27 protein-coding genes are annotated in these 20,492 nt (G+C 36.6%); all 27 read left to right on the top strand.

Annotation, left to right across the window (positions count from 1 at the left end):
- Positions 1–7: 7 nt before the first annotated feature.
- The 27 genes from M1F63_RS08215 (at position 8) to essB (ending at position 20,487) form a co-directional block, all read left to right on the top strand.
- Positions 8–238, top strand: a complete 231-nt coding sequence (locus tag M1F63_RS08215) for a class I SAM-dependent methyltransferase (protein ID WP_247941177.1) — start codon at positions 8–10, stop codon at positions 236–238.
- Between the two features lie 118 nt (positions 239–356).
- On the top strand, positions 357–1,127 hold the full coding sequence (locus M1F63_RS08210) for a hypothetical protein (protein ID WP_247941176.1): 771 nt from the start codon (positions 357–359) through the stop codon (positions 1,125–1,127).
- 939 nt (positions 1,128–2,066) lie between these two features.
- Positions 2,067–2,468, top strand: coding sequence for a hypothetical protein (locus tag M1F63_RS08205; protein ID WP_125389232.1), 402 nt, complete (start codon positions 2,067–2,069; stop codon positions 2,466–2,468).
- Positions 2,469–2,473: 5 nt separating this feature from the next.
- The gene (locus M1F63_RS08200; RefSeq protein ID WP_044020218.1) at positions 2,474–2,773 is read left to right on the top strand and encodes a WXG100 family type VII secretion target; all 300 of its coding nucleotides are present in this window, start codon (positions 2,474–2,476) and stop codon (positions 2,771–2,773) included.
- Between the two features lie 2 nt (positions 2,774–2,775).
- A complete protein-coding gene (locus tag M1F63_RS08195; protein WP_084848997.1) occupies positions 2,776–3,474 on the top strand; it encodes a DUF5081 family protein in 699 nt (232 codons plus the stop codon).
- Positions 3,461–3,856 carry a hypothetical protein gene (locus M1F63_RS08190; protein ID WP_247921070.1) on the top strand — a complete coding sequence of 132 codons (396 nt, stop codon included), beginning with the start codon at positions 3,461–3,463 and terminating at the stop codon, positions 3,854–3,856. Before M1F63_RS08195 ends, M1F63_RS08190 begins: the two co-directional genes overlap by 14 nt.
- The gene (locus M1F63_RS08185) at positions 3,853–5,676 is read left to right on the top strand and encodes a pre-toxin TG domain-containing protein (RefSeq protein ID WP_247941175.1); all 1,824 of its coding nucleotides are present in this window, start codon (positions 3,853–3,855) and stop codon (positions 5,674–5,676) included. The genes M1F63_RS08190 and M1F63_RS08185 overlap by 4 nt, the downstream gene beginning before the upstream one ends.
- Positions 5,673–6,074, top strand: a complete 402-nt coding sequence (locus tag M1F63_RS08180) for a hypothetical protein (RefSeq protein ID WP_125389494.1) — start codon at positions 5,673–5,675, stop codon at positions 6,072–6,074. Before M1F63_RS08185 ends, M1F63_RS08180 begins: the two co-directional genes overlap by 4 nt.
- Positions 6,075–6,150: 76 nt before the next feature.
- Entirely contained in the window at positions 6,151–6,465 is a 315-nt protein-coding gene (locus M1F63_RS08175; RefSeq protein ID WP_247941174.1) for a hypothetical protein, read from the top strand.
- A complete protein-coding gene (locus M1F63_RS08170) occupies positions 6,462–6,800 on the top strand; it encodes a hypothetical protein (protein WP_247941173.1) in 339 nt (112 codons plus the stop codon). Before M1F63_RS08175 ends, M1F63_RS08170 begins: the two co-directional genes overlap by 4 nt.
- A 44-nt stretch (positions 6,801–6,844) precedes the next feature.
- The gene (locus M1F63_RS08165; RefSeq protein WP_247941172.1) at positions 6,845–8,290 is read left to right on the top strand and encodes a ribonuclease domain-containing protein; all 1,446 of its coding nucleotides are present in this window, start codon (positions 6,845–6,847) and stop codon (positions 8,288–8,290) included.
- Positions 8,291–8,300: 10 nt separating this feature from the next.
- The gene (locus M1F63_RS08160) at positions 8,301–8,795 is read left to right on the top strand and encodes a hypothetical protein (protein ID WP_247921066.1); all 495 of its coding nucleotides are present in this window, start codon (positions 8,301–8,303) and stop codon (positions 8,793–8,795) included.
- A gap of 88 nt (positions 8,796–8,883) precedes the next feature.
- Positions 8,884–8,985: an Imm48 family immunity protein gene (gene imm48, locus M1F63_RS10170; RefSeq protein WP_345772915.1), complete on the top strand. Its 102-nt coding sequence runs from the start codon at positions 8,884–8,886 to the stop codon at positions 8,983–8,985.
- 303 nt (positions 8,986–9,288) lie between these two features.
- Positions 9,289–10,026 carry a hypothetical protein gene (locus tag M1F63_RS08155; protein ID WP_247921065.1) on the top strand — a complete coding sequence of 246 codons (738 nt, stop codon included), beginning with the start codon at positions 9,289–9,291 and terminating at the stop codon, positions 10,024–10,026.
- 15 nt (positions 10,027–10,041) lie between these two features.
- Entirely contained in the window at positions 10,042–10,701 is a 660-nt protein-coding gene (locus M1F63_RS08150; protein ID WP_247921064.1) for a PoNe immunity protein domain-containing protein, read from the top strand.
- A gap of 21 nt (positions 10,702–10,722) precedes the next feature.
- Positions 10,723–11,382 (top strand): PoNe immunity protein domain-containing protein, encoded by a 660-nt coding sequence (locus tag M1F63_RS08145; RefSeq protein ID WP_247941171.1) that lies wholly within the window; start codon positions 10,723–10,725, stop codon positions 11,380–11,382.
- Positions 11,383–11,602: 220 nt separating this feature from the next.
- Positions 11,603–12,055, top strand: coding sequence for a hypothetical protein (locus M1F63_RS08140; protein ID WP_247921062.1), 453 nt, complete (start codon positions 11,603–11,605; stop codon positions 12,053–12,055).
- On the top strand, positions 12,045–12,488 hold the full coding sequence (locus M1F63_RS08135; protein ID WP_247921061.1) for a hypothetical protein: 444 nt from the start codon (positions 12,045–12,047) through the stop codon (positions 12,486–12,488). The genes M1F63_RS08140 and M1F63_RS08135 overlap by 11 nt, the downstream gene beginning before the upstream one ends.
- A gap of 189 nt (positions 12,489–12,677) precedes the next feature.
- Entirely contained in the window at positions 12,678–13,148 is a 471-nt protein-coding gene (locus M1F63_RS08130; RefSeq protein ID WP_247921060.1) for a hypothetical protein, read from the top strand.
- A 9-nt stretch (positions 13,149–13,157) separates the two neighbouring features.
- On the top strand, positions 13,158–13,286 hold the full coding sequence (gene imm48, locus M1F63_RS08125; RefSeq protein ID WP_247921059.1) for an Imm48 family immunity protein: 129 nt from the start codon (positions 13,158–13,160) through the stop codon (positions 13,284–13,286).
- Positions 13,287–13,408: 122 nt separating this feature from the next.
- Positions 13,409–13,780, top strand: a complete 372-nt coding sequence (locus tag M1F63_RS08120) for a hypothetical protein (protein ID WP_247941170.1) — start codon at positions 13,409–13,411, stop codon at positions 13,778–13,780.
- Between the two features lie 15 nt (positions 13,781–13,795).
- Positions 13,796–14,461, top strand: a complete 666-nt coding sequence (locus tag M1F63_RS08115; RefSeq protein ID WP_247921057.1) for a PoNe immunity protein domain-containing protein — start codon at positions 13,796–13,798, stop codon at positions 14,459–14,461.
- Positions 14,462–14,858: 397 nt separating this feature from the next.
- Entirely contained in the window at positions 14,859–15,161 is a 303-nt protein-coding gene (locus tag M1F63_RS08110; RefSeq protein ID WP_042769153.1) for a WXG100 family type VII secretion target, read from the top strand.
- Between the two features lie 57 nt (positions 15,162–15,218).
- Entirely contained in the window at positions 15,219–18,458 is a 3,240-nt protein-coding gene (esaA, locus tag M1F63_RS08105; protein ID WP_247941169.1) for a type VII secretion protein EsaA, read from the top strand.
- Position 18,459: 1 nt separating this feature from the next.
- The gene (gene essA / locus M1F63_RS08100; protein WP_061414357.1) at positions 18,460–18,921 is read left to right on the top strand and encodes a type VII secretion protein EssA; all 462 of its coding nucleotides are present in this window, start codon (positions 18,460–18,462) and stop codon (positions 18,919–18,921) included.
- Between the two features lie 124 nt (positions 18,922–19,045).
- Positions 19,046–19,288: a type VII secretion protein gene (locus tag M1F63_RS08095; RefSeq protein WP_044020224.1), complete on the top strand. Its 243-nt coding sequence runs from the start codon at positions 19,046–19,048 to the stop codon at positions 19,286–19,288.
- Between the two features lie 14 nt (positions 19,289–19,302).
- Positions 19,303–20,487, top strand: coding sequence for a type VII secretion protein EssB (gene essB, locus M1F63_RS08090; protein WP_044020225.1), 1,185 nt, complete (start codon positions 19,303–19,305; stop codon positions 20,485–20,487).
- The last annotated feature ends 5 nt before the right edge of the window (positions 20,488–20,492 follow it).

Below are 20,492 nucleotides of genomic sequence, written 5' to 3'. Positions count from 1 at the left end.
TATGGATTTGAAAAATATTGAAGAATATGCTACTAAGAGTAAGATTATTACTGGAGATAGTTTGGAATTTTTAAAACAACTTGAATCTGAAAGTATAGATTTAATAGTTTCAAATGTTGGAAAAGAGTATGAGGACAGGTTGGCTATAGAAGATTATCTTGCTTTCTATAAGGAACTGGTTGCCGAGATGTTTCGAGTTTTAAAGCCTTCTGGAAGAAACAGAGGTTTGGTTATTTGAATCGCCAGAGCATATGATACATTTAAATGGTGACCGTTTTATGGGACCAAGAGACTGAAAATAATTGAGGGTTAAGTTGTATAGTTATTTTGTTTCAAATTATGATAGAAATTTTTTATTGAAAATTAATGAGACTGAATTTAAAGATTTTAAGGAACACAATATCTCTTTAAAAAAATATACTAATGTTTTTGATTGTTATCGAAATTATAAGAAGTCAGAAGAACTGATAAAAAAATACATTGAGAATATTGATGATTATGACACTCAAAAATTAAATGATATATATCGAGATTGCAAGTATTTATTTATGCAAAATATTATGTTTGGAAGGATATTTATTGATAATATAAAATCGTATTGTAAGCAGGAAGAACGCTTTGATTTAAAGAATGAAGTTTTAAGTTTTGAAAAATTAGATGAAATAAAAATGTTAAAATTATTGAGGGACTACGGTCAACATTTTTCATTGCCTTTTAGTAATTTGAGAACTAGCTATAGTCCTAGTCAAGAAAAAACTACAGGTATTGAACCGCTTATTTCAGTTTCAGAATTAAGGAAAAATGTGACTAGTAATACACAGAATAAAATGTATCTTAAGAGCCTAAATGAGGGAGAAATTTCAATAGTAGATTATTTTAAAAACTGGTCCAAATTAATAGATGAACTATTGTTGAAAGTGAAAACTGATTTTTTACTCCTCACTGATTTAAATATTAAACAGTTTGTTTTATCTAAAATTCTCTGTTTTATCGATATGGGGAATTATATACCAGTCGGATTAGCTAAAGCAGAGGAAGTTAACAATCATATAGGAATCTATCAGCAAATAGAGTTTGTTTCATTTGATGAATTAGTACTCTTGCATTTGTTCGGAATAAATAATTAAAAACGCAGGACTACCAATCCTGCGTTTTGTATTCCACAAATATTAGAAAAGATTATACTATTTCTAGTATTTTTAGGAATGAGGATATTATAGAAAGGAATTTCATCATTTCATTTTTGTGAAAATTAAATAAGGTAAACTTTTGATATTCTGGTTCGATTTTTGCTTATTTTTTATGAAAGTTTACCTTATTTTAATGAAACTGATTGAAATTAGTTGAAATTTTATTTTTTGAAAACTTATAAAAGCGTTGATTTTAAAGCACCTTGAAATTAGATGAAATAAGTAGTGCCCCAACCAGGTCTTAAGAAAGCTCGTAAAGCATCACAATTTAGTAAACGTTAATTCGAGAGAATTACTATACTTACAAAGAGCACCTTTCGGGGTGTTCTTTTTTATACTTTCTTACTAAATTGGTGCAATTGACACAGTTGTTGCGACTTTAGTCGCTTACAAATGTGGCTGCAATCTGACAAAGTCAGTTGCCTCAAAACGTTAATCAATACGATACTATCAACGTTCACAAGCACTCAAAGGTTTGCCCTATGGGTGCTTTTTCGTGTTTTTTGAAATAGCTCTTTATGTCGTTATTGAAATCCTTTAAATCATTAGGAATATTAATAAGAACAGACTGATTACGGTTTCCTGAATTTATTTTTAGTGGATTTTTTGCAAATAATATTTTCCTTAATGTACTTTTGTGTTTTGCTTCAAAAGTTGGAAATAATCATTGAAAGTTCTCATTCTGTACTGAACAGCATTAGAACCTTTTTCATTTGATTTTAAATAGTTAGAAAATATGATAAAATAAAATGAGAATATTTTTAAAGTGTTACCCGACTTTATTCGAGGGATCATACTATCCCTTCTTACTTGATGAATTCGTGGTATGCTTTCGCTTGTTTTGATGCAGAATGTTTTAGAAGGAGGCTACTCAGTATGTCATTATGGGACGCGTTGTTTGGAACAGACACAGAAAAGAAAAGGGAACAATATAAAGCATTGTATAACGACTTGAACAGTCAATTAAAAAGCTTTGAGGAAAAATTAAAAGCGATGGAAGGAAAAGTTGATAGCTATAATAACTCTCGACCTTCAATGAGTACAAGTTTTATTCCAGAGGATGTTTTTAGTGATAGCGAAGGTCGAGTAAAAGGAAAAGTTGATACTGTACGAACCAATCAGTCTAGTGATGCAAAAAGCTTATCGAGTGCTGTTGATGCAGCCTATGAACGATACAAATACTATGACCGCTTAGCTGAGGAAGAGCGTAAAGAGCGAGAAGCTGAAGCAAGACGTCAAGCTGAGGAACGTAGAAATAGAAATAAAAGACGGAGGTAAGATTTATGGCGGACTTAAAAATCAAATATAAGGATTTGGAGACAGCTATTAAGCTTTCAAAAGAGATCAATCAAGAACTGACGAACTCTTATCAAACGGTTACTCGATTAAAAACTTATCTCCAATCTGCCAAGTGGTCAGGAAAAACTAAGGTAGCATTTGAATCCTATTTAGACATTATCCATAAATACCATAAGGATCTAAGGTCTATCATGCAGGAACATGAAAAAGCAGTCTCTGGTCTGAAAAAATCAATTGATAATTACAATAACTCATCAGAAGTTGCATCAATAAAGGGGTTGTAAATATGTCACATAAAGAAACGTTTTCTATTCATGAACTCCATTATTTGATCGGTGCCTTTGATGGGGAATTGATGCCCGGGTTGCCCACGCTAGATGACATTGTCACTGCTTCTGAACTCATATGGACGATAGCCAAAGAAGATCTTGAGAAAAAAGGTTTGGTGAATGAGGATGGTTCACTAACAAAAGCAGGGTTTGTCATAGTTGAGACTCTAAAAGAATATTGCTTGGGTAGAACTTTGGTCATTCTAAATAATTTCTATTTCATGCAATGCCGAGACAGTAATTTTTCTATCCTAATCGTAGATACTGGTCAGGGATATCAACTTGTCAAGATTAGTCCTATGAGTCGCTTATTGCTGCTTCAAGACAAGCTCCCATTGGTGACGAGGATTCCTCTGGAAGATGAGGTTGATTTTCTAACTGAAAGAAAGCAACTAACTCCTGATATCGAAACGGCTTTAGCATCAGATCAAGCACTGATGGTACAGTATTATCCTTTGGAACAAATGTGCGAGACCAGACACGCAGCATTATTAACAGCTTCGTATCTATTCGTTGAAGAAGAGGGCCAACTATTGGGATTTGATGTAAATCAAGAAGAGTTATACCGCTTTAGCCAATACTATTTCCTTGAGAGATTGTATAGCTGGCTTGCCATTCCGTTTAGGGAGGAGGATTTTGAAAATGGTAGTGACTGAAACGACTGTAATGGGTGGTGGTGGATCTAACGAAATCACCATGAATCCTGATGAAATGCATACAATCATGCGTTACATCGCCAATATTGAAATTTCATTTCAAAATAACTTAGCTCCAAAATTAAAGAGCCTATCTGAAACGAAATATTATGAGGGTGGAGAAGCTTCAAAAGCAATGGACCACTATGCTGATATGCTCAACAAAGTGAATGAAGTCGGAGACCTATACCGACGTGCCAATAGTGAGATTTTAAGCATGATGGATCAAATGATCGAACAAGATACCAAGCTCAGAGATGATTTTATGAATGGTCTTGCTGCTGATCCCGCTCTCGTACAAAACTTAAAAACTCTGGGAATCATTCCGCGAGGTGACCAATGACCAAAGACGTAGAACTTCATTCATCGACCTGGAAGACGATGAAACAAGCCCTGACAGGCCTCACTGAAAATGCCACAGTCTCTAGCAGTGGCTATGGAAATTACACAAATGCTCAAGCAGGGAGCTATAGTACTGGAACAACTTCGACCGGATTTGCCAAACGGGTGGAGGATCTGGTCAAGATTTCTGAAAAGGTCCAGAAACTCATCAAGGAAAAGGATACGGACGGTGTCGTTTCCTATACCTATCACGATGAAACCAGCACTGCCCAAACTCTGCAAGCTAAACTCTCTACCTTAGAGCGGTATGCCGAGAATGTGAACACCTACATCAATAAGAAAATCGACCGCCCCTTCTATGAGGCTATGGACAAAGTCGGAGCCAAGCTCGAAGCCCTTAACATTCAAAAGTATAAAACGACTAACAAGATTGGCTATAAGCGGATCGAGTCTGTGAAAGATCCCTATGGCCATCCTGTCGGTACCAAGGAAGTCACCCCACCTGAGATAGGGATTGACGAACTCTACAAGGTTGATAGTCCTTATAAGGCATCACTGAAGAAAAGCTATGAGGAGTATAAGAAGAGTAAGGACTATAAGGATAGCAGGCTGACGGAGACAGAATATGTCCAAGTTATGCACCAAACCCGATCTTTTGAGTATGTATCGATTGATGATGAAAAGTCCACTACCGAGATGTGGCGGGATTTGACTCTGACCGCGGCTACAGTTGTCTTGTATGTCTTCTGCCCTCCTGCCGGTGCGGTTCTATCCACGGTCGTAGCAGCAGCGGAAATGTACTCTGCCGCTTCTGGTAAGGACTGGGGTACTGGGCGCGAGCTGGATGGGAACGAGAGAGTTATGAGGGGAGCCTTTGCCCTGCTTGACTTGATCCCAGCCGGTAAATACCTAGGTGGTTTGGCCAAGATAGGAAAGACTGCAGGAATCACCGCTGTTAAGACTAGTATCAAAACAGCAGTGAAGGAAGGCTTGGAACAAGGAGTTAGGAACCTAGATAGTTTCAAAGGTATCTTGAAGAATGCTAAGGGCTTGGGGGATAATGTTCTTTCCCAAATTAAAACCTATGGCAAACAGCTTGACAATCTCCGACCAAGTAAGATTCTATCGAATTCAGCAGACGCTCTAAGCGATGGTTTACGCCATGCGGATAATGTTCTAAGTGAAGCAGCTCAAAATTTCCGTCTGAATATTGGGTTAGAACCTCAACTAGCGGATGGTATTCTATCAAGTGGTGGAGGGAAGTTATCTCATTTAGCAGATAATCTCAGTGCTTTTGCGAAAAATCTAGGTGGTAGTGTAGAGGATTTTTCAGAAAACACAGTTAAGTTTTTTGAAAAACCTCTTTCTACTATTGACAGATTTAATGAGATAGATATTGTTAGTTATGCAGAAACTATGAAAAAAAATTATACAGAAATTGATGTTGCTAAATTAACTGATTTAACAACACACAATACAGAATCAAAGACTGCCTTACTTGGTTATTTTCAGCCTAATAGTGTCACTTCTTATGAGCAAGTGGCTCATGCTAATGGCTGGACTTACTTTGATGCTGGAAGTAATGGCTGGAACGCAATGTGGAAAGTGGATCCAGACTTAGCTTATAAAGTAAATGATGAATTCTTGCTAAAACAGATTCAGGAAGGAAAGAATTTTATATTGAGTTCCAATCCAGAAACTGCAGATTTTGTATTTCACACGACTGGTAAAGGGGAATCATTTATGAACGAAATGAATATTCTAAGAGAAAATGGATATAAGTTTGAGAATTTCGGAAATATGTGGAGGGCTTATAAATGAGCGAAGTATACTTGCCTACAAGAGATAGTTTGGGTTATCAGAATGTCAAACAAGCTTTAGAGAAAATTTTTTCGATTAATCTTGATACAATTACGATTAATGAAGGAGAAGATGAAAATTTTAATTTTCCGTTCATGTATAACGGTTATCATATGACAATAGGTATTTCATCAACCGGTAAAAATACGCAATTGGAAGCCGGAGAGGGTGGCTTATTTAACATTTGGTTCACTCGAACTGATGAACAGAGATTTTCAATCACTTTTTTATCCAAGGTTATTGATGATAAGAGTATAAGAAGAGTGTATGGACGTGATGAAGAATCAGTCGAACGGACTTTGAATATATTGAAAGACTTTCTAAATTCAGATAAAGCGGAAGTTCTATTGAAGAATTAAATTAATATCTAGATTTTGTCACGGTGGTGGTGGATCTAACGAAATCACCATGAATCCTGATGAAATGCATACAATCATGTCTTACATCACAAACATTGAAATTTCATTTCAAAATAACTTAGCTCCAAAATTAAAGAGCCTGTCTGAAACGAAATATTATGAGGGTGGAGAAGCTTCAAAAGCAATGGACCACTATGCTGATATGCTCAATAAAGTGAATGAAGTCGGAGACCTATACCGACTTGCTAATAGTGAGATTTTAAGCATGATGGATCAAATGATCGAACAAGATACCAAGCTCAGAGATGATTTTATGAATGGTCTTGCTGCTGATCCCGCTCTCGTACAAAACTTAAAAACTCTGGGAATCATTCCGCGAGGTGACCAATGACCAAAGACGTAGAACTTCATTCATCGACCTGGAAGACGATGAAACAAGCCCTGACAGGCCTCACTGAAAATGCCACAGTCTCTAGCAGTGGCTATGGAAATTACACAAATGCTCAAGCAGGGAGCTATAGTACAGGCACAGCTTCGACCGGATTTGCCAAACGGGTGGAGGATCTGGTCAAGATTTCTGAGAAGATTCAGAAACTCATCAAGGAAAAGGATACGGACGGTGTTGTTTCCTATACCTATCACGATGAAACCAGCACTGCCCAAACTCTGCAAGCCAAACTCTGCAAGCCAAACTCTCTACCTTGGAGCGGTATGCTGAGAATGTGAACACCTACATCAATAAGAAAATCGACCGCCCCTTCTATGAGGCTATGGACAAAGTCGGAGCCAAACTTGAAGCCCTTAACATTCAAAAGTATAAAACGACTAACAAGATTGGCTATAAGCGGATCGAGTCTGTGAAAGATCCTTATGGCCATCCTGTCGGTACCAAGGAAGTCACCCCACCTGAGATAGGGATTGACGAGCTCTACAAGGTTGATAGTCCTTATAAGGCATCACTGAAGAAAAGCTATGAGGAGTATAAGAAGAGTAAGGACTATAAGGATAGCAGGCTGACGGAGACAGAATATGTCCAAGTTATGCACCAAACCCGATCTTTTGAGTATGTATCGATTGATGATGAAAAGTCCACTACCGAGATGTGGCGGGATTTGACTCTGACCGCGGCTACAGTTGTCTTGTATGTCTTCTGCCCTCCTGCCGGTGCGGTTCTATCAACGGTCGTAGCAGCAGCGGAAATGTACTCTGCCGCTTCTGGTAAGGACTGGGGGACTGGCCGCGAGTTGGACAATACCGAGCGAGGCATGCGAGGCGCCTTTGCCTTACTAGACTTAATCCCAGCAGGGAAATATCTAGGTACATTAGCTAAAACAGGAAAGACAGCAGGACTCACTGCTGTCAAGACCAGTCTCAAAACAGCTATAAAAGAAGGAGTGGAGCAAGGTGCTAGAAATCTTGATAACTTTAAAGGGATTCTGAAGAGCACCAAAGGGTTTGGAGATAATGTTTATCAATCTTTATCTACCTATCGAAAACAACTCACCCGTCACTTACAGAATACAGTGGATGAAGGTCTCCTAAATCTAAGTAAGGCTACCCAAGAAGGACTGGAGCGAGCCAAGCAGTTTACTGTGGAAGTACCGACTGTAGTTGTACGAGAGACTTCAACTGGTAGTCAAATAATGCGGTTTGAAAAAATGAGCAAGAGTCTGGGAGATACAGGTCTAGGAAAGAGCTTGGACAATCTAGCTTCTAAAGCAAAACAGGTAGAGAATACCCGACTGGATAAACTCCGAGCCCGTAATGCTTTTTATGGAAATAAAGTGGATGATGTGGCTAAGGGGGCGAAGGAAGCCGCAGAACAAGCCGGCAAGAAAGCTCGACAAGAGTTCCGCCAAGAAGCCAGTGAGCAGTTGGCTAAACATAGCGATGAAATAGCGAATACTGCTAAAGTAGTGGATAAAGTAGATGATGCTGTGGATGCTAATAGGATTCCCCGATATGTTGAAGATACTATTTCACAGATTAATAGTAATAAAGGTAATCCACCAGATGGATTTAAAGGTGGAAAACTTTACAAAAATAAACCTTTAAATGGTGAAGAACTTCTTCCAGATGGAACTAAGTATAAGGAGTACGATGTTCATCCTTATCAAAAAGGAATACCAAGAGGACCGGAAAGAATTGTTATAGGCGAGGATGGTTCTGTTTGGTATACTCAAGATCACTATCAAACTTTCACAAGAATAAAGTAAGGAGAATATAATGTCAAAAAAATTTAATGACAGGACGTTTAGAAAGATAGAAGAAATTTATAGCGTTTATTTACCTGACGAATTTAAAAAAGTTTATGGAAATATGGAGGAACTTCCTGAAAACTGGTATGATTGGAGTGACTTTTCACCTCAGAATGTTAAGATGTTGAGTAATTATATACAAGTAATCAAAGAAAATATAGCAGAAGAAATAGAATATGTTGATTGGAGTGATAATTGGGGAGAAGCTCCTAGCGATTTAGAACTTACGAAAAGAGAGATACTAAGTCGTTTAATAAATTCTCCAACTTTATTTCCTATTTCTGGTCATAGGTATATTGCGTCATGTAATACTCCGATTTCGCCAGTATTTTCAATTGTTGGTTCCGATATAATTTATTATTCTAAAAGTTTAACAGATTATTTCCATGGAATTGCAATAAGCAGAGAGACAAATTTATCTGATTTACCCCAAATTCCTTTTTGGTCTGATATTGCTCAGTAAATGAAGATGTTTTTCCCGTGGTTCTAGATGAAGAAATTTTTTCCGCTTCGTAAAGCTAGCCGATTTATTTGGGACTGAAAAGCAACTTATTATTCATAGAGGTATAGAAGGCTACTTCCTATATGCAGACAATCAATATGGTGCTCTTTCAGATGATTTTCAAGATATTGTTCAATTAGTGAAAAGCTAGTTATCATAGTAGAGTAAGTTCGGTTTTATCAACGGACTTATTTCTTTAGTATTCATATCATAATTAGTCGTGCCAACATTAGATTCATAGCTCTGTTCTTCTAAGTGTGGGAAAAATTATTTATGTTATACTAAATAAAGATAAGAACGCTATATTTTGCTTTGGTAAGATATGCCATTCCACTGAAGGTGTGATCTTAGGCTATAATTCTCTCATGGGAAATGAGACTCCACAGTAGACGAAGGCCTCCTAAATCTAAGCAAGGCTGCCCAAGAAGGACTGGAGCGAGCCAAACAGTTTACTTTGGAAGTACCGACTATCCGAACGAGGCAGGTAGCGCCTGTTGGTTCTGCCAATATACAAGCGTTCTCTACACTTGAGAAAACAACCGTGAAATTGGGAGATACAGGCCTAGGAAAGAGCCTGGACAATCTGGCATCTAAAGCGAAGAATGTAGAAAATGCAAGTCTTTCTAGACTCCGTTCAAGAAATGCTCTATACGTGACTAAAGATGAGTGGATGAAGGCGATGAAAGAGGGGGATGTCGTCTTTAACACGGACATCCACAGCATGGCTGAGGTCCTCAAGCAAAGAGGAATTATATCGGAAGTTGATGACGGCACTATTGAGCTTATCAGTAATATGCGCAAAGGGAACTACGGCGAGATGAGTACGGACGAGATCTATCGTCAGCTGGGTTATGAGCGCATCAGTCTGGACATGACCACAGAAATCGACGGAGCTACCCACCATGGAATTGACGGAGTCTACTACAATCCTAATGGTCACCCGCCTTATATCATTGCAGAGGCTAAGTATGGCAGTGCTCGCTTAAGTTACTTGAAGAATCCGGAAATCAAGCAGATGAGCCGTGAGTGGATAGGGGATCGCTTGGAAGATGCGGTCGGAGGTAGAAAATTAGAAGAACTTAGACGTGCTACAGATACTGGGGATGTAGGTTATCAGTTAGTGAAGGTTAGGAAGAATGGCGACATTATGATAAATAATCTCGATAAGAAGGCGAATATTATCCGCCCATAGACAAGGAGTTAATACATGATAAGAGATAGAATCAAAACAGAGGAATATTTCCAAGAAGCATTTGAATGGTATTCTAAATGTCAACAGGAAGCTTTAGAGAGATTTGACAAGGTTAAACCAGAGAATCTTTCTAGTCACTTCCAATTTAGAGTCATTGATTATGAAAATTTATTGAAGGTTGGCTACTCTCTAGGGAAGGATGTTCAGGAGCTCTTCCCTTATTATCAAGGGATTTTATCAAGCTTAAAAAAAGTCGCCTCCGAGGGAGTTTCCTTTTATCGTGCAGTTGATATATTTGCATTAGGAGTTCTCTATAGTGAGCGCAAGGAAGAGTTTCTGGATGATTTGAAGGCTATTTATGAGCAAATGGACCACACAGATGGTTTGATTGAATACTACATGGTCTATCTATTCCATGACAAGATAGTTCCTTTTCATTCGATTCTAGAATATCAAAATATGATTGAGGACACTTATGAGAGTGTAGCCAAGGCGCAGGGGTTCTGGTACTATAGCCACTCAGATGCTCCGTGGTATAATAACCACACCAAAGATACCTATAAAGGCTATTGGAGTTTTGACACTGCCGCAACCTGCAAGATCAAAGGGATTTTCGATGAACGCTTGAAAGACCTAGAGTACTTCCCATATGACTTGTTGGTGCAGGGAGAGTAGGTTGAAAATTGGAGTTAACACATGATAAGAGATAGAATCAAAACTGAGGAATACTTCCAAGAGGCATTTGAATGGTATTCTGAAAGTTTGCGCAAGAAACTGGAACGTTTTGATAAGGTTAAACCAGACAGTCTTTCCGATCATTTTCGATTTAGAGTTATTAATTATGAGAATTTATTAAAGGTTGGTTATTCTCTAGGTAAGGATGTACAGGATCTCTTTCCTTATTACCAAGGCATTCTTTCTACATTAAAAGAAGTCGCTTCAGAGGGAGTCCCCTTTTATCGTGCAGTTGATGTATTTGCCTTGGGAGTTCTCTATAGTGAACGCAAGGAAGAGTTTCTGGATGATTTGAAGGCTATCTATGAGCAGATGGACCACACAGATGGCTTGATTGAATACTACATGGTTTATTTATTCCATGATAAAGTGGTTCCTTTCCATTCGATTTTAGAATATCAAAATATGATTGAGGACACTTATGAGAGTGTAGCCAAGGCACAAGGTTTCTGGTACTATAGCCACTCAGATGCTCCGTGGTATAATAACCACACCAAAGATACCTATAAAGGCTATTGGAGTTTTGACACTGCCGCAACCTGCAAGATTAAAGGAATTTATGACGAGCGCTTGAAAGACCTAGAGTACTTTCCATATGACCTCCTAGTCCAAGAAAACTAAGAAAACTGGGTTTCCACCCAGTTTTTATCAAACAGGTAGTCTTCTTTTTCTTTACGTTAACACGGTTATTCTTAACACGGCCACCTACAGCATGGCTGAGGTCCTCAAGCAGGAGACAATAGTACTGGAACAGTTTCGACCGGATAGTTTTGAAGTTTTTTATAAAATAGATGGAATGGATTTTTTTGAGAATATTACAAATCGCTAGGAGTAAATATACATGATTTTTGAAGATAAGTTATCAGAAATTCAAAAAGATATGATTAGTCTAGCTCTTGAACTAGCAGAAGATAAAATTGATACTGCATACATATACGGTTCTTACGAGAATAATTCCTTATCTTTTAACAGTTTTTTTGCGAAGGATAACAAGGTATATACGATCAATAAGCTAGATCGGCTGGGTATAGAGAATTTAACGACTGATAGAATGTTTCAATACTTAGACATTGGAATAAGTGACTTAGAGCGACTTATAACATTATTTCAAGAGGATAAAAAACAAGCCCCAACGCAACTGAAATTGGTATATGATAATGTGAATAAAAAAGCTAAGGCACAGTATTCCTATGATTTATTTTATTCCAACTCAGACACATTAACCTCTTACGATATTTTCATGGAATGGTACAAAGAAATAAAAGAAGAAGTGGAAGGACATAATGACTTTTGAAGATAAATTTATGGAAGTTCAGGCTAGCATGATTTCACTAGCAATGGAATATGTTCAAAATCAGGCAGAGAAAATATATATTTATTGCATTTCTGTAGAAGCATTACTTTCTTTTGATGTTTTTTATAAAATTAATGGAGTTGTGACAAAAATGTATGCAGTGAATGAAATTATAAATAAAAAAGTAGACAATTCAAAAAATATGATGGTAGCAGTACAACGCTTTGGCCTTGAAGATATACAAAGATTGCTTGATGTTTGCCAAGAATATAATCGTGAACATCCAACTGAAATGTGGCTTGTCTATGATGCACAGAAAAACAGCCTTGACAGCCGCTATAGCTATGAAGGACGTTATGACAAGGATGAAGAATTGCTTCCACGTCTCGAGTTTGAAAAATGGTTTGAGGAAGTAAAAGAAAATCAGCTATAATACTTTTGATATCGGCACTTAATATTCAGTTAAGTGCCTTTTCACAAAGGGCTGGGGGACTGGGCGCGAACCAAGGATGTTGTATCCAAAGCTATAGAACAGCAGACTTCTTATGGACTAACAGCTGAAAAATTTGTTCCTAGAATACCAGGGAAAATGAATCTTCCCAAAATAAAATAGAGGTTATTTATGAAAATAAATGATGACGTTATTAAAAGTTTGATTTCGCTCCCCTTTTTAAAGGGGAAGAGAGAAACTGAAATCCCAATAGAACAGATAAAAAAACTTAAAGATGCGGAAAAAAGTATAAATAGTTTGAAGTGGGGTAATTATTGTTTGGATAAGCGAGGAGATTTAACTTCATATTTATTTAAATTTGAAGATGAAATTTATTCACATTGGAATCAATTAATTGACTCTGCTGATGAACTTGTAATACCTGCTATTAAGAAAGAGTTAAATCATTTAGTTTCTTCAGGGGAACTCACAGACTCTATGCTAACAACAATCGAATTTGATATTTTAGGTTTAGCAGTATACCTTACGATAAAAGCAGAGTGTCCATCTGTTGATTCTGCCTACTATAATGATATATATGAACTTTATCAAGCAGGCTACATCCCTTGCGGTTATACCAAGGGGTACTATAAGGTTTTATAAGGAGAAAACATGAAAGAAAACACTGTAAATGCTATTATCCACAGGGGGATTGAGGCTTATTATTTATTTGTTGAAAAGAATTATGATAAACTAGCCGCCGATTTTAGATATATTATAGAAATAATTAAACAAGAATAGAGTCATTCTTAAAACAATAAAGTTTATCTCAATTTTTTAATGTAGAAAGAGGAATTATATCGGAAGTTGATGACGGAACTATTGAGCTGATCAGTAATATGCGCAAAGGGAACTACGGTGAGATGACTACAGACGAGATCTATCGTCAGCTGGGTTATGAGCGCATTAGTCTGGACATGACCACAGAAATCGACGGAGCCACCCGCTTGGGGATTGACGGTGTCTACCACAACCCTAATGGTCACCCGCCCTATATCATCGCAGAAGCTAAGTATGGTGGCTCACGTTTGAGCTACTTGAAGGGTGGAACCAAGCAGATGGATAGTAACTGGATAGGAAGTCGTCTGGAAAAGGCGGTCAGAGAAGAACATTATGACTTAATTAGAAAAGCTTACAAAACTGGTGATGTTCAAGCACAGCTTGTTAAAATCCAAAAGAATGGCGACATTATGATTAATAATTTAGATACCAAAGCGAATATCATTAAACCATAGTAGAAAGAAGAAGTTATGATAAGAGATAAACATAAAGATCGAGCGTATTTTGAAAAACGTTTGAATCGTATACAAAAACGTTTAAGAGAAGATGTCGAGATGACAGATGAAATTTCGGAGAAGTATTTGTTGTTCCATTATCAAGATTTGGTTTTGGATAATGAAGAACTAGTGAAACTTTCCTATTCTATAGGGGCTTCGAAAGAGGAGATTTTCCCCTATTATCAAGGAATTCTGTCTCATCTCAAAGTTATTGCTTCTGAGGGAGTTCCCTTTTATCGTGCAGTTGATGTCTTTGCCCTGGGAGTTCTCTATAGTGAGCGCAAGGAGGAGTTTCTGGATGATTTGAAGGCTGTTTATGAGCAGATGGACCACACAGATGGCTTGATTGAATACTACATGGTCTATCTATTCCATGATAAGATAGTCCCTTTCCATTCGATTTTAGAGTATCAAAATATGATTGAGGACACTTATGAGAGTGTAGCCAAGGCACAGGGATTTTGGTATTATAGTCATTCTGATGAACCTTGGTACGGAACACATAAGTATGATAATAGAGGTTACGATGGCTACTGGAGTTTTGACACCGTCGCAACCTGCAAGATTAAAGGAATCTACGACGAGCGTTTGAAAGACCTAGAGTACTTCCCATATGACCTCCTAGTCCAAGAAAACTAAGAAAACTGGGTTTCTACCCAGTTTTTGTCGAACATGTAGCCTCCTTTTCTTTTTGTTACACGGACATCCACAGCATGGCTGAGGTCCTCAAGCAGGAGACAATAGTACTGGAACAGTTTCGACTGGGTTTGCCAAACGGGTGGAGGATCTGGTCAAGATTTCTGAGAAAGTCCAGAGCTTACTATCTGAAAAATAAATGGAGGGAATAGACTTCTGCATTGATTAGTATGATTTTTCGTTTCATACGTATTGAGTAGGATGTTGATTTTTTGATACTTTATATCATCAAACTAATTATTGCTAAAATATTATTTTTTTAAATTATTTGATGTAATACTTGCGTTAGCATTTGAATAATGTTAAAATAAGATAAAAAAAAGAACATAGGAGTAAGAATATGTCAGACCAAATTCGTGTATCCACAGAAACCCTTCAATCACGTGCGCGTGAATATGGAAAAGCTGCTAATGATATCAGAGTTATCTTGAACAATCTTCAACGCCTACAAGACACTCTTCGTACAGAGTGGGAAGGTGCTGCCTTCCAAGGTTTCGAGAGACAATTCCTTGAATTGAAACCGAAGGTTGTAAATTTTGCGGATTTGATGCAACAAATCAATACACAACTTGATAAGACTGCTGAAGCAATGAAACAAAATGACCAAGCTTTATCTAAGAACTTTGGCATTCAAAATAGTTAAGGATAAAGTTGAGGATTTCTCCTCAACTTTTTTACTACATTTATTTAAGGAGATCATGTGAACAAGAAAGTTTTATTTAGCTTAGGGATAGCACTGTTATTAGTTACAATGATAGTATCCTTCTTTGCAGTTGTAAAACCAACACCTATCAGCCGAACGAACTCAGATTCCTCGGTGCAACAAGCCCCTATTAAAGTGGCTGTTGTTAATGAAGATACAGGTAAGGTATATAATGGACAACCGATTAACATTGCGAATACTTTAGTAAACTCGTTCATAGCTAAAAATAATTACAAAGTAGAAGTTGTTTCTCGGTCAATCGCTGAAAATGGTCTAAAAAATGAGACTTATCAGTTGATGATAATCTTGCCAAGTAAATTTTCAGAAGAAGCTTTAGCGATCGAATCAACTTCACCTGTTCAGGCGAAGTTTCAATATCAAATTCAATCAAGTGATCAACTGACTGTTAAACAGGCTGAACAAGCAGTAGTAGCTTTCAAAGAGCTTTTTAATAAGGACTTGATTAATATTTATTTCACTAGTATTATTGGGAATTTGAAAACAGCACAAGGCCAAGTTGCTGATGTGGTTACAAACGAACATGAGTCACTAACGTCCTTTAATAATAAGTTGGTAGATCCTCTTGCTCAATATAGTCAACAATTTAATGGCTTAGGCTCATCACCGAATAATCTGTTATCATCGTATTCATCATTTAACAAAACCCTGTTAAATACAAATGATGCCTTTAAATCCATTATTTCTGTTGATAAGACATATGAGGGAACAATAGAAAAAATAAAGGGACAACAAGAAAAGTGGGATCATTCCTTGAATACTAGAGAACAGGCTTTATCCAACTATGATAAAGACTTTTCTAAATTATCAGTTAAGGAACAATTAGATCAATTAGCTGCTATAAACACTCAATTTAATAATAATAATTTATCAGAGCCAGCTATTTGGAAAGAAACTACTGATACGGCTTCTTCCTATAATCAAGATATCGCAAAACTTCTCGAAAACTTGAAGAAGAATAACAAGGAAATTGATGATACCTTATCAAATTATGATTCAAAGATTAGAGAAGCAGTAGAGTCTTCCTTGGCTAAAAACTCCTCAGCGGTAGATGGAGCTAATAAAACTCTTGGAAGTTATATCCAGTCGTTAAATACTAGTATGCAAAATCAAATGACTAGTAAATGGCCAAGTGTATACTACGATGATGCAGCTATAGATAATCTTTCTTTGTCAAATACTGATAAACAACATTTGAAAAATATTAGTAGTTTTATACGGTGGTATAGTAAGAAGGCAGGGAAAGATTTGCCAACTTTGCAAGCTACAACACTTGAAAATGAAGAGTTTTCTCAGTTAAAGAATGATATTAAATCTAAGAGCACAACAAAACGTGAGCTAACATTGCCTTCGTTTGAAGGAAAAATTTCAAAATTAACCTTAACAGTACCAAATGGTTATTATCTTAAAGAATCAAACTATGGATTTTCTAATCTTGGAGGAGATAGCTATCAGGTATTCATCCCTAGTGAAGCATCTCCAGGTATGACTATTTCATACACACTAGGGATCAAGAATGAAAATGATCTCAGTGTCTTGTCGCCTGTCTTTGTTAAGTATCAATTAGATACGACAGAAGATGTAAAAGTTATAAAGGAAGATGCCCCTTATGAAAAAGATAAAATAGAGAATGAGACAGTTCATTCTGCGCCTGTTAGTCCAGCTACTTCTGTAACGTCAAGTTCCTCTACGTCTGATGGGCAGAAACCAACAGAAATTATCACAATTACGAAGACCATCACGATTACAAAGACAAATCAAACAGAAAAGAAAGTTTTGAATCGTCATTATGAGATGCAAGACATTATTTCTAACTGGGAGTACAATCCTACCAAGCTAACTCAAGCGGTTTATAAAGATGTTGAGGCGTATCTACAGTTATCAGGACTAGTTACTGCGTATTACGGCTTAGATTTATCTAAAAATACGTACACAGACACTACGTTTGTTCCGGCAGAAGGTTCTCTTGCTGCCTTAGCAAATAATGATGACCTCAAGACTATTGTGACCAATCTAATCAAAGCGACCACAGTAGAAGCTTTAAAATCAGATTTGAAGATTTCGGATAAAAAATTGACGGATATTCAGTCTCGATTGGCGAATGCTGAGAAATTGACAACTAATATTGATCAGCTGAGAGAAACAACCAAAGATTTAATGACTCAGTTAAGTCAGTTAATTGAACAAACCAAATTAGTGGATAAAACAATTACAGATAAGCCTAGTTTTGTTGAAACAGAAAAAGTAGACAATACTGATATGGTTACAGTTAGTATGGATATGAACAGTGACCTAATTAAACTGATGTCAGCTAGTACAACCTTGATGAACAATACACAAGCAAACCAAGCTGTTTCTGAGACGATTGAAGCTACTATGACTCAGTTGACAAATGATGTTAATACATTGGAAAAAGATGGAAAATCATTAACTGAACGCGTCTCTGAGTTGAAAAATATCATGTCTAATGAATATGGTTCAAACGAAGAATTCCTTAAAAACTTTTCTACTGTTTTGAGCAATACTAAAACAGGTAACACCAAAAATGAAGCTGTCTATGAATATTTGTCGAATCCTGTTGATGCTTCGAAAATTGGGAATGTCGTATCAGCTGCGACCAATTCACCGTCACAGACTAATCGTCAAGACGAAAGATCAGGACTTCTTATTATCTTAGTCAGCTATCTTGTTAGCTTGGTTGTTGCTTATCTTTTCCAACATGCAGATAAAGAAGAATTGCAAAGATTAATCAGTTTGAAGGATCGTTTGTCATGGAGAAATTCTTCTGGACCAATGTTCTTCCTAAGCGTGATTTCAGTAGCAGCAGGTTCTATCATTGCGATTGTTTCTGGAGTTAAACTTGCTTTCTCTGTAAGTCAGTTGAGTTGGTTTGTAGTACTTCTTGTCTTGGTAAGTCTAATGATGACATATGGTCTGAATATCCTTATGGATAAACTAAAAAGTCTTGGATTTTTGATAAGTATAAGTCTACTACTGCTTTATATCATTTCAGCAACTCAATTGTTTGATGAATATTATGTGAATTCGGCTCCTATTTTAACAGCTCTTTCTCCATTGACATATCTTGAAGGGGCAGTGAAATTATTCATTAATCAGCAAAATGGAGTTGTTCAGTCAGTAATGGTAATTGTTGTTCTCACAATTGCTTTGGGACTTGGAAATACTTTCTTGTATCGTCAAGTTAAGGATAGCAAGTAATATGAAAAAAACCATTGTCTTTATCTTTCTATTGTTTTTAATTTTTACAAGAGGAAGTGTTGTCTTTGCAAATGATGGATCTTTGCAAATAGATACATCTTTAGATAAAAATACCAAGAAAACGGAGATTCAATACTTTGAACAGGAGAGTAATTTGACAAAGTTATTTCATCCTGAGACCTATAAATTAGTTGATACAACTAAAAAATTGGATAACGAAAAGTATCAATTAGTTAAAACAAACTTATTTATCACTAAAGTGGAAACGGAGAATATCGTTAATGAGTATCAGTCTGCTTTATTTACCAGTCAGATTCAAATCAATCACAGTGATAAAAAGACTGTTTCACTTAAAAACGTAAAGTCTCCTGTTTCTTGGACCGCAATTTTATTGTTTATACTAGGGATGATTGTCACAATTTACTCGCTCTTTTATAAAAAGTTACATACAGCTAAACAATAAAAACGATAGAAAAATACATAAAGGGAGATACAAATGTATCTCCCTTTTTATAAATAAAAAGTTCTTCAATATTCATGTTCTGCGTGATATAATAGGCATAACACAATAGATTTAGGAGGGTTCTATGGAAGAGTACATTAATATTAGTCTGGATTGTTCGCCTTTTTTATCTAAAATATTAGATTTAAGAGTTCCTACTGAGTTAACGATTAAAGAATTACTACAAATCGTCTCAGATACTTATGGTATAGGGGTTAAGGTAATGAATCCAAGTGTAAGAAATCAACAGTCTGGAGAAATTCTTGCTAGTACGAGCAGTCTAGCATTAGTGAAAGACGGAGTTTTATTAAAATTGGAAAGAATATAGTAAGGGAGTCAGGTATGGACGTTCAAAAAATGGAATTAGTAGTTGGAGATATCAAGGGAAATCGAGAAATAGCTTATGCTCTATTAACAGCAACACAACCTTATTTTGTGAATCAAAATGTCATTGAGGAAGAAGGTAAATTAACGATTGAAAGTCTTTTGACAGATGAATATTATTCTTGGGATAAGCTGACTACGATGATTGATGAAGAAAAGTTACGTCATCTGATCAATGTTGGTCAATTATTTAACTTGCTGAAGGATTCAATTTATACTTATGAGTTATCACCTAGTAATCTAGTATTTTCACGAAATGGGAATCCCCTATTCATTTTTCGTGGTGTTAAAGGGCAAGTGCCTCCCTATGATGCATTAAACCTAGAAGCGTTTACCGTTAACTTTAAAGCCATGATAGTATCTCTACTAGATAAAAAGGTAAGTTATGAAAAATTAGTGGAGGGGCAGTCGCCATTCTATAAGGGAAAACTGTTTTGTGAGACCATCATGAAGGCTGAAGATTTGGATGCAATCTTAGCCTTACTACTAGAAAAATACCTAGAAGAACAGGAACAAAATAAAGAAAAATTTTCACGTGTTCCTAACAAACTTGTTTCGCGATTGAAGTGGACTACTATTATTGCATCACTTATTGGAGTGCTGTCAATTGTTGGAGTGCTTTACTTTGCATTGTTCGCTATGCCTAATCAACAAATGATATCAGATTTACGTTTGGCTTTTGTACATCAAGATTATTCATCGGTTGTATCTACTGTTAAAAATACAGACTCTAAATCACTTAGTCAAGATGATGCTTATATGGTAGCTTTTTCGGTTATCAAAACAGAACCTTTAACTGAAGCGCAAAAGACAGAACTATCCAAAATATCAACTCAATCAAGTACAGACTATCTTCGTTACTGGGTCTTAATTGGCCAGTCGAAAATTGATGAAGCTATAGATATTGCGAGTTACTTAGATGATCCACAATTATTAATGTACGGTCTGACTAAAAAGGTTGATGAAGTTCAGAGAAATCCTAACCTCACATCAGAACAACGTACGGAGCAACTAAATAATTATAAGAGTAAATTGGAAGAGTTGAAGAAAAACTACCTAACACCTGAGACGAACAAGTCGAATACGACTTCGACATCAACTTCAGCTTCAACTTCAACTTCAACTTCAGCAGAGTCAAGATAGGAGTG

Origin of the sequence: Streptococcus oralis, assembly GCF_023109155.1 — a bacterium.
In the GTDB taxonomy this organism is placed as follows: domain Bacteria; phylum Bacillota; class Bacilli; order Lactobacillales; family Streptococcaceae; genus Streptococcus; species Streptococcus oralis_BZ.
The sequence above is the reverse complement of the archived record's forward strand: the minus strand, read 5'-3'. Positions and strand labels throughout refer to the sequence as shown.